This window comes from Enterobacter sp. NFIX59, from assembly GCF_900113755.1.
In the GTDB taxonomy this organism is placed as follows: domain Bacteria; phylum Pseudomonadota; class Gammaproteobacteria; order Enterobacterales; family Enterobacteriaceae; genus Enterobacter; species Enterobacter pseudoroggenkampii.
This window is the reverse complement of sequence record NZ_FOQN01000008.1, coordinates 52,462-65,276: the sequence shown is the minus strand read 5'-3', so window position 1 is coordinate 65,276 and position 12,815 is coordinate 52,462. Positions and strand designations below refer to the sequence as shown.

The 12,815-nt window shown below is 56.7% G+C and carries 11 protein-coding genes; 9 read left to right on the top strand and 2 right to left on the bottom strand.

The features are described 5' to 3' along the window. Nucleotides 1-112 precede the first annotated feature (112 nt). From BM007_RS20665 to pspG, 3 genes are all read left to right on the top strand, one after another. Complete coding sequence (locus BM007_RS20665; protein WP_024906714.1) at nucleotides 113-1,423, top strand: conjugal transfer protein TraF; 1,311 nt, start codon at nucleotides 113-115, stop codon at nucleotides 1,421-1,423. 82 nt (nucleotides 1,424-1,505) lie between these two features. Further along, entirely contained in the window at nucleotides 1,506-2,501 is a 996-nt protein-coding gene (gene dusA / locus BM007_RS20660; protein ID WP_048989822.1) for a tRNA dihydrouridine(20/20a) synthase DusA, read from the top strand. Nucleotides 2,502-2,637: 136 nt separating this feature from the next. Further along, the gene (gene pspG / locus BM007_RS20655) at nucleotides 2,638-2,880 is read left to right on the top strand and encodes an envelope stress response protein PspG (protein WP_023310044.1); all 243 of its coding nucleotides are present in this window, start codon (nucleotides 2,638-2,640) and stop codon (nucleotides 2,878-2,880) included. A gap of 184 nt (nucleotides 2,881-3,064) precedes the next feature. On the opposite strand, the gene BM007_RS20650 is transcribed toward pspG, so the two are convergent. Then, entirely contained in the window at nucleotides 3,065-4,048 is a 984-nt protein-coding gene (locus tag BM007_RS20650; protein WP_090420764.1) for a quinone oxidoreductase, read from the bottom strand. Nucleotides 4,049-4,114: 66 nt separating this feature from the next. Here BM007_RS20650 and dnaB point away from each other — a divergent pair, with 66 nt between their 5' ends. The 6 genes from dnaB to BM007_RS20620 all read left to right on the top strand — a co-directional run bounded on the left by dnaB (nucleotide 4,115) and on the right by BM007_RS20620 (nucleotide 9,752). Beyond that, nucleotides 4,115-5,527 carry a replicative DNA helicase gene (gene dnaB / locus BM007_RS20645; protein WP_023310046.1) on the top strand — a complete coding sequence of 471 codons (1,413 nt, stop codon included), beginning with the start codon at nucleotides 4,115-4,117 and terminating at the stop codon, nucleotides 5,525-5,527. A 16-nt stretch (nucleotides 5,528-5,543) separates the two neighbouring features. Further along, a complete protein-coding gene (gene alr, locus BM007_RS20640; RefSeq protein ID WP_090420761.1) occupies nucleotides 5,544-6,623 on the top strand; it encodes an alanine racemase in 1,080 nt (359 codons plus the stop codon). A gap of 119 nt (nucleotides 6,624-6,742) precedes the next feature. Then, nucleotides 6,743-7,936 (top strand): aromatic amino acid transaminase, encoded by a 1,194-nt coding sequence (gene tyrB / locus BM007_RS20635; RefSeq protein WP_090420758.1) that lies wholly within the window; start codon nucleotides 6,743-6,745, stop codon nucleotides 7,934-7,936. Between the two features lie 216 nt (nucleotides 7,937-8,152). After that, nucleotides 8,153-8,866 carry an acid phosphatase AphA gene (gene aphA, locus BM007_RS20630; protein WP_023334178.1) on the top strand — a complete coding sequence of 238 codons (714 nt, stop codon included), beginning with the start codon at nucleotides 8,153-8,155 and terminating at the stop codon, nucleotides 8,864-8,866. 113 nt (nucleotides 8,867-8,979) lie between these two features. Then, the gene (locus BM007_RS20625; protein ID WP_090420754.1) at nucleotides 8,980-9,396 is read left to right on the top strand and encodes a secondary thiamine-phosphate synthase enzyme YjbQ; all 417 of its coding nucleotides are present in this window, start codon (nucleotides 8,980-8,982) and stop codon (nucleotides 9,394-9,396) included. Nucleotides 9,397-9,398: 2 nt separating this feature from the next. Beyond that, the gene (locus BM007_RS20620; RefSeq protein ID WP_023310053.1) at nucleotides 9,399-9,752 is read left to right on the top strand and encodes an MmcQ/YjbR family DNA-binding protein; all 354 of its coding nucleotides are present in this window, start codon (nucleotides 9,399-9,401) and stop codon (nucleotides 9,750-9,752) included. 3 nt (nucleotides 9,753-9,755) lie between these two features. Here BM007_RS20620 and uvrA read toward each other — a convergent pair whose 3' ends face one another. Continuing rightward, nucleotides 9,756-12,578, bottom strand: coding sequence for an excinuclease ABC subunit UvrA (gene uvrA / locus BM007_RS20615; RefSeq protein WP_024906722.1), 2,823 nt, complete (start codon nucleotides 12,576-12,578; stop codon nucleotides 9,756-9,758). Nucleotides 12,579-12,815 lie beyond the last annotated feature (237 nt).

The following is a 12,815-nucleotide window of genomic DNA, read 5'->3' as shown; positions in this document are numbered from 1 at the left end:
ACTTAGGGACAGAAATAGCGGGTCTTTTACTACTTATTCACAGCAATAGTTCGTTCCTGTTTGGGTGATAACAGACAGGGGTTATTTCATAACAGACTATAACGGGCATACTGTGAAAAAAAATTTTAAATTTTCGGTGGTTAGCATTGCTGTCTCCTTGTTTATGGCAAATCAGGCGGGAGCAGCCAATACCTGGACAGAATCACGGAGTGACGCCATGGGCGGGACGGGCGTTGCCTCCGGGAGCTATGGCAGTGGGGCGTTAATTAACCCGGCGCTGCTGGCAAAGGCAAAACCAGACGATGATGTGACGGTCATCTTGCCAGCCGTTGGGGTGCAGGTGACGGATGAAGACAATCTTCAGGACGAGATTGATACCATCAACGACAAAATTAATCACTACAAGGATGTGGTTGATGACCTCACGCCAAGGGAGATTATCACTAATCCGTTAGGTTCCATTAATCAATTCCAGGGCGCGGCCAAAGATCTCGCCGATGAGCTGGACTATCTCAAAGGCAAAACCGCACGCGCGACGGCAGGAGCAGGGCTTGCGGTGAGTATCCCTAACGATGTGCTTTCCGTGGCCTTTATGGCGAAAGGCTATGCTCATGGCCGGGTTAGCTCGTCTATCGATCAGCAAGATATTGATTATCTGCGCGGTATTCAAAGAAGCAAAGTGGTGGCTGCCGGTGTTGCCCTGGACGCTGCGCTGAACGGCACGGATCAGATCACTAAAAACCTCAACTCAACAGCGTCTGGCCGGGCGGCGATTGTGTCTGACTACGGCGTTGCCGTTGCCCGTCAGTTTGACCTCGGCGGCGTCCCGGTTTCCGTAGGCGTGACGCCAAAACTGCAAAAAACCTGGGTCTATAACTACACCACCTCAATCTACGATTACGACAGTAACAAGTGGAACGACAGCCGCTACCGCACAGACGATACGGGCTTTAACGTCGATGCCGGTATTGCGGCTGATTTCGGCGAGAACTGGACGGTCGGCGTGAGTGGCCAAAACCTGATGTCGCGCGATATCGACACCAAAGATATCCGTATCCGCAACGGGCGGACGGGAGAAGTGGTGAGCTATAAAGATACCTACCAGATCCGCCCGCTGGTGACCGCCGGAGCCGCCTGGCACAACGATCTGGTGACGCTGACCGCCGATGGCGATTTGACGGAAACCAAAGGATTTAAGAGCGAAGATACGTCGCAGTATGTTGGCGTGGGTGCCGAGGTGACGCCGCTCAGCTGGCTGGCGGTGCGTGCGGGTTATCGCGCGGACGTGAAGGGTAACGACAGCAATGTCTTTACCGGCGGTGTCGGTTTCGCGCCATTCAGTACCGTTCATGTTGACCTGATGGGCCTGTACGGTGAAGACGAAACCTGGGGCGCAGGGGCTCAGCTGAGCATGACGTTCTAAAGTCCACCGGAGGCGCTGCGCCTCCGGCTTTTCTTTGTGCTATAGTAGCGCCCCTTTTCCACCAGATGCTTAAAACTTCGCCATGTCGTCAGAATCACAGACCGCTTTCCCTGCACACCGTTTCTCCATTGCGCCGATGCTCGACTGGACGGACAGACACTGCCGCTATTTCCTGCGCCAGCTCTCCCGCCATACGCTGCTGTACACCGAAATGGTGACTACGGGCGCAATCATCCACGGGAAGGGCGATTACCTGGCCTATAGCGAAGAAGAGCATCCGGTTGCCCTGCAGCTGGGCGGCAGCGATCCGGCCGCGCTGGCGCAGTGCGCGAAGCTGGCGGAAGCGCGCGGCTACGACGAGATCAACCTGAACGTTGGCTGTCCGTCCGACCGCGTGCAAAACGGCATGTTCGGTGCCTGCCTGATGGGGAATGCCCAGCTTGTGGCGGACTGTATTAAGGCGATGCGTGACGTCGTTTCCATTCCGGTGACGGTCAAAACCCGTATCGGCATTGACGACCAGGACAGCTACGAATTCCTGTGCGACTTCATCAATACGGTCTCCGGAAAGGGCGAGTGCGAGACGTTCATCATCCACGCGCGAAAAGCCTGGCTCTCCGGCCTGAGCCCCAAAGAGAACCGTGAGATCCCGCCGCTGGACTATCCGCGCGTGTATCAGCTGAAGCGTGACTTCCCGCACCTGACCATGTCGATTAACGGCGGCATCAAGTCTCTGGAAGAGGCCAAAGCGCACCTTGAACATATGGATGGGGTGATGGTTGGGCGCGAGGCGTATCAGAACCCGGGCATTCTGGCGACGGTCGATCGCGAAATCTTTGGCATCGAAGGCGCAGACACCGATCCGGTTGCCGTCGTGCGTGCGATGTATCCTTACATTGAGCGCGAGCTGAGCAACGGTACGTATCTCGGCCATATCACCCGCCATATGCTTGGCCTGTTCCAGGGCATTCCGGGCGCGCGTCAGTGGCGTCGTTACCTGAGCGAAAACGCACATAAAGCCGGCGCCGATATTGAGGTGCTGGAACATGCGCTGCGCCTGGTGGCAGACAAGCGATAACTTTCGCTAAAAGTTCGTCAAATTCACCACGCCCTGCGAATTCTCGCGGGGCGTTTTGCTTTAATAACAACAGGTTAATGCTGGCACGATTCTTGTAATGTTAACTGCATTACTCGGGAACTCGTGGGAGAGCACCATGCTGGAACTACTTTTTGTGATTGGCTTTTTTGTCATGCTGTTAGCGACAGGCGTTTCGCTGCTCGGCATTCTGGCGGCTATCGTGGTGGCGACGGTGGTCATGTTTATTGGCGGACTGTTTGCCCTGACGATCAAATTGCTGCCGTGGCTACTGCTGGCCATCGCGGTCGTGTGGGTGATTCGGGCGATTAAAGCGCCAAAAGTGCCCAGTTATCAGCGCAATAACCGCTTCCGTTACTAAGGTATTGAGGGGTTCGTCACATACTTGTAACTTTTCCGGCAGTATGGCTTAGAACAGAATAGGATTTACTTATCGAATCTGTCACTATGACTGCCGATAACGAATTCATCGAGCTGTACCCTACATACAGCCGAACTAAAAAAAGAAAGGGCTTCCCACGGGAAGCCCAATTTCTTTTTGGGGCTCAGGGAATCAACAAACTCGACCCCTGCGTCGCCCGGCTCTCCAGCACCTCATGCGCGCGCTGCGCATCGGTTAGCGGGTATTTCTGCGCCTCTGCCACATCCACCTTAATGACGCCGCTGGCGATCAGCGAGAACAGCTCGTTGCTGGCTTCCTCAAGTTCTTCCCGGTTGGTGATGTATCCTTGCAGGGAAGGGCGAGTCACATACAGAGAACCTTTCTGGTTCAGGATGCCCAGGTTAACGCCGGTCACCGCGCCTGACGCATTCCCGAAGCTTACCATCAGACCACGGCGCTGCAGGCAGTCCAGCGAGGCTTCCCAGGTGTCTTTCCCTACCGAGTCATACACCACGCGCACTTTTTTGCCGCTGGTGATCTCCTTCAGCCGCTCAACAATACTCTCTTCACGGTAGTTAATCACCTGCCAGGCGCCCGCCTGCAGCGCGCGCTGCGCTTTTTGTGCATTTCCGACGGTGCCGATCAGCTTCGCGCCCAGTGCTTTTGCCCACTGACAGGCGATGAGCCCGACGCCACCCGCTGCGGCATGAAACAGGAACTGCTCGTCGGGTTTAATTTCATAGGTTTTGCGCAGCAGGTAGTAAACGGTTAAACCTTTCAGGAACGAGGCTGCCGCCTGCTCAAAGGAGATGGCGTTAGGCAGCAGGGCGGCTTTATCCGCCGGGACGTTGTGGACGGAGCTGTAAGCGCCCAGCGCAGACTGAGCATATACCACGCGGTCACCCTCTTTAATATGCTTAACCGCGCTGCCCACTTTGATGACGACACCGGCTGCCTCGGTGCCCAGTCCGCTCGGCATCGACGGAGGCGGGTAGAGCCCGCCGCGAATATAGGTGTCGATATAGTTTATGCCGATGGCTTTGTTTTCAACCTGCACTTCGTTTTCGCCAGGCGCGGTGGGGGTGAACTCCACCGCTTTCAGTACGTCTGGCCCACCGTGTTTCTGGAATTCAATGCGCGTTGCCATGCTCCCTCCGTAAGAAAAATATGGTAATCTTTCGACCCACTCTTTATCTCGGTAACTCCATTCACTATGGCAGGAAACAAACCCTTCAACAAACAGACTGAACCTCGCGAGCGTGATTTCCAGGTCGCAGGGTTAAAAGTCCCGCCGCACTCGATTGAAGCGGAACAGTCGGTGTTGGGCGGTTTAATGCTGGATAACGAACGCTGGGACGACGTCGCCGAGCGCGTCGTGGCGGAAGATTTCTACACCCGTCCGCACCGCCACATCTTTACCGAAATGGCGCGTCTGCAGGAGTCGGGCAGCCCGATCGACCTGATTACGCTCGCGGAATCGCTGGAGCGTCTTGGGCAACTCGACAGCTGCGGCGGATTTGCCTATCTGGCGGAACTGTCAAAAAACACGCCTAGTGCGGCGAACATCAGCGCTTATGCCGATATCGTGCGCGAACGTGCCGTCGTTCGCGAGATGATCTCGGTGGCGAATGAGATCGCCGAAGCCGGTTTTGATCCGCAGGGCCGCACCAGCGAAGACCTGCTCGACCTCGCTGAGTCACGCGTCTTTAAAATCGCCGAAAGCCGCGCCAATAAAGACGAAGGCCCAAAAAACATCGCCGATGTCCTCGACGCCACCGTGGCCCGTATCGAACAGCTGTTCCAGCAGCCGCACGATGGCGTCACCGGCGTGAACACCGGCTATGACGATTTGAACAAGAAAACCGCCGGCCTGCAGCCGTCGGATTTGATTATCGTCGCCGCGCGTCCGTCGATGGGTAAAACCACTTTTGCGATGAACCTCGTCGAAAACGCGGCGATGTTGCAGGATAAACCGGTACTGATCTTCAGTCTTGAGATGCCCTCCGAGCAGATCATGATGCGCTCACTGGCATCGCTGTCGCGCGTGGATCAGACCCGCATCCGTACCGGTCAGCTCGACGATGAGGACTGGGCGCGCATCTCCGGCACCATGGGCATTCTGCTGGAAAAACGTAACATCTATATCGATGACTCTTCCGGCCTGACGCCGACGGAAGTTCGCTCCCGCGCGCGCCGTATCGCCCGTGAACACGGCGGTATCGGCCTTATCATGATCGACTACCTTCAGCTGATGCGCGTCCCGTCGCTTTCAGACAACCGTACGCTGGAAATTGCCGAAATTTCCCGCTCGCTCAAGGCGTTAGCCAAAGAGCTGCACGTGCCGGTGGTAGCGCTGTCGCAGCTGAACCGCTCCCTGGAACAACGTGCCGACAAGCGCCCAGTCAACTCCGACCTGCGTGAATCCGGCTCCATCGAGCAGGATGCCGACTTAATCATGTTCATCTACCGTGATGAGGTTTATCACGAGAACAGCGACCTGAAAGGGATCGCCGAAATTATTATTGGTAAACAACGTAACGGCCCTATCGGGACGGTGCGTCTGACCTTTAACGGACAGTGGTCGCGTTTCGACAACTATGCCGGTCCTCAATATGATGATGAGTAATTTCTAAGGAATTCAAATGCAAGCGGCAACTGTTGTCATTAACCGCCGCGCTCTGCGACACAACCTGCAACGTCTGCGAGAACTGGCACCCGCCAGCAAGCTCGTTGCAGTCGTGAAAGCGAACGCTTACGGACACGGTCTTCTTGAGACCGCGCGAACGCTCCCCGATGCCGACGCCTTTGGCGTCGCCCGTCTTGAAGAAGCCCTTCGCCTGCGCGCGGGGGGGATTACCCAACCGATTCTGCTCCTCGAAGGCTTTTTCGAAGCCACAGATTTGCCGACCATTGCTGACCAGCATCTGCATACGGCAGTGCACAACGAAGAACAGCTGGCCGCACTTGAAACCGCCGAGCTGAGCGAGCCGGTGACCGTGTGGATGAAGCTCGACACGGGCATGCACCGTCTGGGCGTGCGTCCGGAGAGCGCGGAAGCGTTCTATCAGCGTTTATGCCGGTGCAAAAACGTGCGCCAACCGGTGAATATCGTCAGCCATTTCGCCCGCGCCGATGAGCCCGAGTGCGGTGCGACCGAGCGGCAGCTGGATATCTTTAATACCTTCTGCGAAGGCAAGCCGGGGATGCGCTCGATTGCGGCATCCGGCGGTATTCTGCTGTGGCCGCAGTCGCATTTCGACTGGGCGCGACCGGGCATCATTCTCTACGGCGTGTCGCCGCTGGAGAACAAACCCTGGGGGTCGGACTTTGGCTTCCGGCCGGTTATGTCGCTGGTCTCTAACCTGATTGCCGTGCGAGACCATAAAGCGGGGGAGCCGGTGGGCTACGGCGGTACCTGGACCAGCGAGCGTGATACCCGTCTTGGCGTGGTGGCGATGGGCTATGGTGATGGCTATCCCCGCGCAGCTCCAACGGGTACGCCGGTTCTGGTCAACGGTCGCGAAGTGAAGATTGTCGGTCGCGTGGCGATGGATATGATTTGTGTTGATCTGGGGCCTGAAGCCCAGGATAAGCCTGGTGATGATGTTGTGATGTGGGGGGAAGGGCTGCCTGTTGAACGCATTGCTGAAATCACGAAAGTAAGTGCTTACGAACTTATCACGCGTCTGACCTCGCGGGTAGCGATGAAGTACATTGATTGAACCGCCAATGGAGTGAGGTTTTTATCCTCGCTCCAACTTTATTAACATCCTCTCGACCTTCTCCCACTTCCGGTTTATTGTTGAAATCCCTGCCTCATCGAATTCCGGAGAATCATCGCGTGTTTCAGAAAGTTGACGCCTATGCCGGCGACCCAATTCTCTCCTTAATGGAGCGTTTCAAAGAAGATCCTCGCAGCGACAAGGTGAACCTTAGCATCGGTTTGTATTACAACCACGAGGGTTTTATTCCTCAGCTGCAGGCCGTTGCCGAAGCTGAAGCGCGTCTGAACGCTGTTCCACACGGCGCGTCGCTCTATCTGCCGATGGAAGGGTTAAATACCTACCGCAGCACCATTGCGCCGCTGCTTTTTGGTGCCGATCACGCGGTGCTCGCGCAAAAACGCGTGGCGACCATCCAGACGCTGGGCGGCTCGGGGGCGCTGAAAGTGGGTGCAGACTTCCTGAAAAAATACTTCCCGGATTCAGGCGTGTGGGTCAGTGACCCGACGTGGGAAAACCACGTTGCGATCTTCGAGGGCGCAGGCTTCAAAGTGGCGACCTATCCATGGTTTGACAGCGAAACTAACGGCGTGCGCGTTGAAGCGCTGCTGGAAAAACTGAACACCCTGCCGGAGCGCAGCATTGTGCTGCTGCATCCGTGCTGCCATAACCCGACCGGTGCGGATCTCACCAATGCCCAGTGGGATGCGGTGATCGAGGTACTGAAGGCTCGCAACCTGATCCCGTTCCTCGATATTGCCTACCAGGGCTTTGGCGCGGGCATGGAAGAAGATGCCTATGCCATTCGCGCCGTAGCCAGCGCCGGGCTGCCAGCGCTGGTCAGCAACTCCTTCTCTAAAATCTTCTCCCTGTACGGTGAACGCGTTGGCGGTCTGTCCGTGGTGTGTGAAGACGCCGAAGCGGCAGGTCGCGTGCTCGGCCAGCTTAAGGCGACGGTGCGTCGCATTTACTCCAGCCCGCCGAACTTTGGTGCGCAGGTGGTAGCGACGGTGCTCGGTGACGAAAAGCTGAAAGCGTCCTGGCTTGCGGAAGTGGAAGCCATGCGTCAGCGCATTCAGACGATGCGTCAGGAGCTGGTTAACGTCCTGAAAGAGGCCGTGCCGGGACATAACTTCGACTATCTGCTCAAGCAGCGCGGGATGTTCAGCTATACCGGACTGAGTGCGGCCCAGGTCGATCGCCTGCGCGAAGAGTTCGGCGTCTACCTGATCGCCAGCGGCCGTATGTGCGTGGCGGGTCTGAATGCCAGCAACGTTCATCGCGTGGCGCAGGCGTTTGCTGCTGTAATGTAAGTACTTACCAACTCACCCTCTCCCCGTGGGAGAGGGTCGGGGTGAGGGCATCAGGCTGCACAAAAACGTTGCCCGGCTTTTGTGATCGTCTTCTTTTTATTCCCCTTCATAAGCAAAAACTCCTTCCCTTCACCTCCCGCTGGGGTTATGGTCGGATAGTTTTTTGACCATCCGCTCAAATTAAAACGATAACAAACTGAATATTCAGGGGAAAATATGCGCAAGATCACACTGGCGCTCAGCGCCGCCTGCTTATTGTTCTCGCTTAATAGCGCCGTCGTCGCGCGAGCTTCTGCCCCGACGCCGCTTTATACCGGCACCACCGCCGCCATTCTCGCCGAGCAGGCGCCCATTCACTGGGTTTCCGTGGCCCAAATCGAAAACAGCCTTATGGGCCGTGCGCCAATGGCCGTAGGTTTTGACATTGACGATACAGTGCTGTTCTCAAGCCCCGGCTTCTGGCGCGGTAAGAAAACGTATTCACCAGACAGCGAAGCGTATCTGAAGAACCCCGAATTTTGGGAAAAAATGAATAACGGCTGGGACGAATTCAGCATCCCGAAAGAGGTTGCCCGTGCGCTTATTGCCATGCACGTGAAGCGCGGTGACAGCATTTATTTTGTGACCGGCCGCAGCCAGACCAAAACGGAAACCGTCTCTAAAACGCTGCAGGATGATTTCCAGATCCCGGCGGCCAGCATGAATCCGGTAATTTTTGCCGGTGACAAAGAAGGGCAAAACACCAAAACCCAGTGGCTGGAAAAGAAAAATATCAAAGTATTCTACGGCGATTCAGATAACGACATTACCGCCGCGCATGACGTGGGTGCCAGAGGGATCAGGGTGTTACGTGCCTCTAACTCCACGTATCGACCGCTGCCGATGGCCGGAAAGTTTGGCGAAGAGGTGATTGTCAATTCGGAGTATTAAGTACCCGGCGGCGGGTTTGACTCTTTTTTAATCAAATCTCGCTGCTGCGGGTTTTACCTTTCGTCTTCTTGCTGCACACTTAGAAAGATTCATCTTTCATCACGGAGCAGCACATGTGGTACCAACAGACCCTGACCTTAAGCGCAAAACCACGCGGATTTCACCTGGTGACGGATGAAGTCATCGGGCAACTCCGCGACCTGTCGCGCGTCAGAACGGGTTTACTGCATCTGCTGCTTCAGCACACGTCCGCCTCTCTCACGCTTAATGAAAATTGCGATCCCACCGTCCGGTCCGACATGGAGCACCATTTTCTGAATAGCGTCCCGGACAACGCGCCTTATGAGCATGACTATGAGGGGGCGGACGACATGCCTTCGCATATTAAATCCTCTTTGCTGGGCGTATCGCTGATGCTGCCGGTCCACAACGGGCGGCTGCTGTTGGGAACGTGGCAGGGGATCTGGCTGGGTGAGCATCGTATTCACGGTGGTTCGCGTAAAATTATCGCCACGCTACAAGGGGAATAAAGATGACAATTTCGGAGATACTTCAGTACTGCATGAGCAAGCCCGGCGCGGAGCAGAGCGTCCACAGCGACTGGAAAGCCACGCAGATTAAGGTAGGTGATGTGCTGTTTGCGATGGTGAAAGAGGTAGAAGGCCGTCCGGCGGCGTCGCTGAAAACCAGCCCTGAACTGGCGGATTTGCTGCGTCAGCAGCATGATGACGTGAGGCCGAGCAAGCACCTCAATAAGGCGCACTGGAGCACCGTCTATCTGGATGGATCGATTCCAGGCTCACAAATTTACTACCTGGTGGACGCCTCCTATCAGCAGGCGGTTGAGCTGCTGCCGGAAACCACCCGACAGCAACTCTCCGTGTGACAACTACAGCAACGGTTTAAGGAAGCGCGCGGTGTGCGAGGCTTCGCACTCTGCAACGGTCTCTGGCGTACCGGAGACAAGAATTTCACCGCCGCCGCTGCCGCCTTCCGGGCCGAGATCGACAATCCAGTCCGCGGTTTTAATCACGTCCAGGTTATGTTCGATGACCACGATGGTGTTGCCCTGATCGCGCAGCTGATGCAGAACCTCGAGCAGCTGCTGGATGTCAGCAAAGTGCAGGCCGGTGGTTGGCTCATCCAGAATGTAGAGCGTCTGACCGGTACCGCGTTTTGACAGCTCGCGCGCCAGCTTCACGCGCTGCGCTTCACCGCCGGACAGCGTAGTGGCGGACTGTCCCAGACGAATGTAGGTCAGGCCGACGTCCATCAGCGTCTGCAGCTTACGCGCCAGCGCAGGGACGGCGTCAAAGAATTCGCGCGCCTCTTCGATGGTCATGTCCAGCACTTCGTGGATGGTCTTGCCTTTGTACTTAATCTCCAGCGTTTCGCGGTTATAGCGTTTGCCTTTGCACTGGTCGCACGGCACGTAGATATCCGGCAGGAAGTGCATCTCAACCTTGATCACGCCATCGCCCTGGCACGCTTCGCAGCGGCCGCCGCGCACGTTAAAGCTGAAACGTCCTGGCGTATAGCCGCGGGAGCGCGCTTCAGGCACACCGGCAAACAGTTCACGTACGGGCGTGAAGACGCCGGTATAGGTCGCCGGGTTAGAGCGCGGGGTACGGCCAATCGGGCTCTGGTCGATATCGATAACCTTATCGAAATGCTCCAGCCCCTGGATGTCGCGGTACGGTGCAGGCTCGGCCAGCGTCGCGCCGTTCAGCGCCGTCTGCGCAATCGGGAACAGCGTATCGTTGATCAGCGTCGATTTACCGGAACCGGACACGCCGGTGATGCAGGTAAACAGGCCAACCGGCAGCGTCAGGGTGACGTCTTTCAGGTTGTTGCCGCGCGCGCCGGTCAGCTTCAGCACTTTTTCCGGATCTGCCGCTACGCGCTGTTTTGGCACTTCAATCTTGCGCTTGCCGCTCATGTACTGACCGGTCAGTGACTCGGGTACCGCCATAATGTCCTTCAGCGTCCCTTCTGCAACGACCTGACCGCCGTGCACGCCTGCGCCCGGACCAATATCGATCACGTGGTCTGCGGCGCGGATGGCATCTTCGTCGTGCTCCACAACGATCACCGTGTTGCCGAGATTGCGCAGGTGGATCAGGGTGCCGAGCAGGCGCTCGTTGTCGCGCTGGTGCAGGCCGATGGACGGCTCGTCCAGTACGTACATCACGCCGACTAAGCCCGCGCCAATCTGGCTGGCCAGACGGATACGCTGAGCCTCACCGCCGGAGAGCGTTTCCGCCGAGCGGGAAAGCGTCAGGTAGTTCAGGCCGACGTTCACCAGGAACTTCAGGCGATCGCCGATCTCTTTCAGCACTTTTTCGGCGATTTTCGCGCGCTGGCCGGAGAGCTTCAGGTTATTGAAGAAGTCCATCGCGTGGCCGATGCTCATGTCTGAGATGGTCGGCAGCGCCGTGTTTTCCACAAACACGTGGCGCGCTTCACGACGCAGGCGCGTGCCCTCGCAGGTGGCGCAGGAGCGGTTGCTGATGAACTTCGCCAGCTCTTCGCGTACCGCGCTGGATTCGGTCTCTTTGTAGCGGCGCTCCATATTGTGCAGCACCCCTTCGAACGGGTGACGACGCACGGAGGTATCGCCGCGATCGTTCATGTACTTGAACTCAATGTTCTCTTTGCCAGAACCGAACAGAATCACTTTGTGCACGTTCGGGCTCAGGCTGGCCCACGGCGCTTCGACGTCGAACTTGTAGTGCTCTGCCAGCGATTTCAGCATCTGGAAGTAGTAGAAGTTACGCTTGTCCCAGCCGCGAATGGCCCCACCCGCCAGCGACAGCTCCGGGTTCTGGATCACGCGGTCCGGGTCGAAATATTGCTGGACGCCCAGGCCGTCACACGTCGGGCACGCGCCCGCCGGGTTGTTAAAGGAGAACAGGCGCGGTTCAAGCTCGCGCATGCTGTAACCGCAAATCGGGCAGGCAAAGTTGGCGGAGAAGAGCAGCTCTTCCGCTTTCGGGTCGTCCATGTCGGAGACCACGGCCGTGCCGCCAGAGAGTTCCAGCGCCGTTTCAAAGGATTCCGCCAGACGCGTGGCGAGATCGTCACGCACCTTGAAGCGGTCAATCACCACTTCGATGGTGTGCTTCTTCTGCAGCTCCAGCTTGGGCGGATCGGACAGGTCGCACACTTCACCGTCGATACGGGCGCGGATATAGCCCTGGCTTGCCAGGTTTTCCAGCGTCTTGGTGTGTTCGCCCTTACGCTCTTTGATGATTGGCGCAAGCAGCATCAGGCGTTTGCCTTCCGGCTGCGACAGCACGTTATCCACCATCTGGCTGACGGTCTGGGCCGCCAGCGGGACGTCGTGGTCCGGGCAGCGCGGCTCACCCACGCGGGCATACAGCAGACGCAGGTAGTCATGAATTTCGGTAATGGTACCGACCGTTGAACGCGGGTTATGCGAGGTGGACTTCTGCTCAATAGAGATAGCAGGGGACAACCCTTCAATATGGTCAACATCCGGTTTTTCCATCAGCGACAGGAACTGACGCGCGTACGCAGAGAGTGATTCAACGTAACGACGCTGTCCTTCGGCATACAGGGTGTCGAAAGCCAGTGAGGATTTGCCAGACCCCGAAAGCCCGGTCACGACAATGAGTTTGTCGCGAGGGATTATGAGGTTGATATTCTTGAGATTGTGGGTGCGGGCGCCCCGAACTTCGATCTTATCCATTCACCTTTCCCGGTTGGAACACGGATTGCCTGATTTGTTTGAAGGACAAACGGCTGTCAGAAACGGCTAATTATGACACAATTTAACCTGTTTGAATATACAGTATTGGAATGCATTTTCTGATTCGCTGTGTAACAATGTCGAGTTGCGGGAGAACTCTGGAACGTGCTACGCAACTATCAAAGTGCAGCATGGAAATGGTACACTCGCGCGTTTACACTATTAAGAAACGTATTC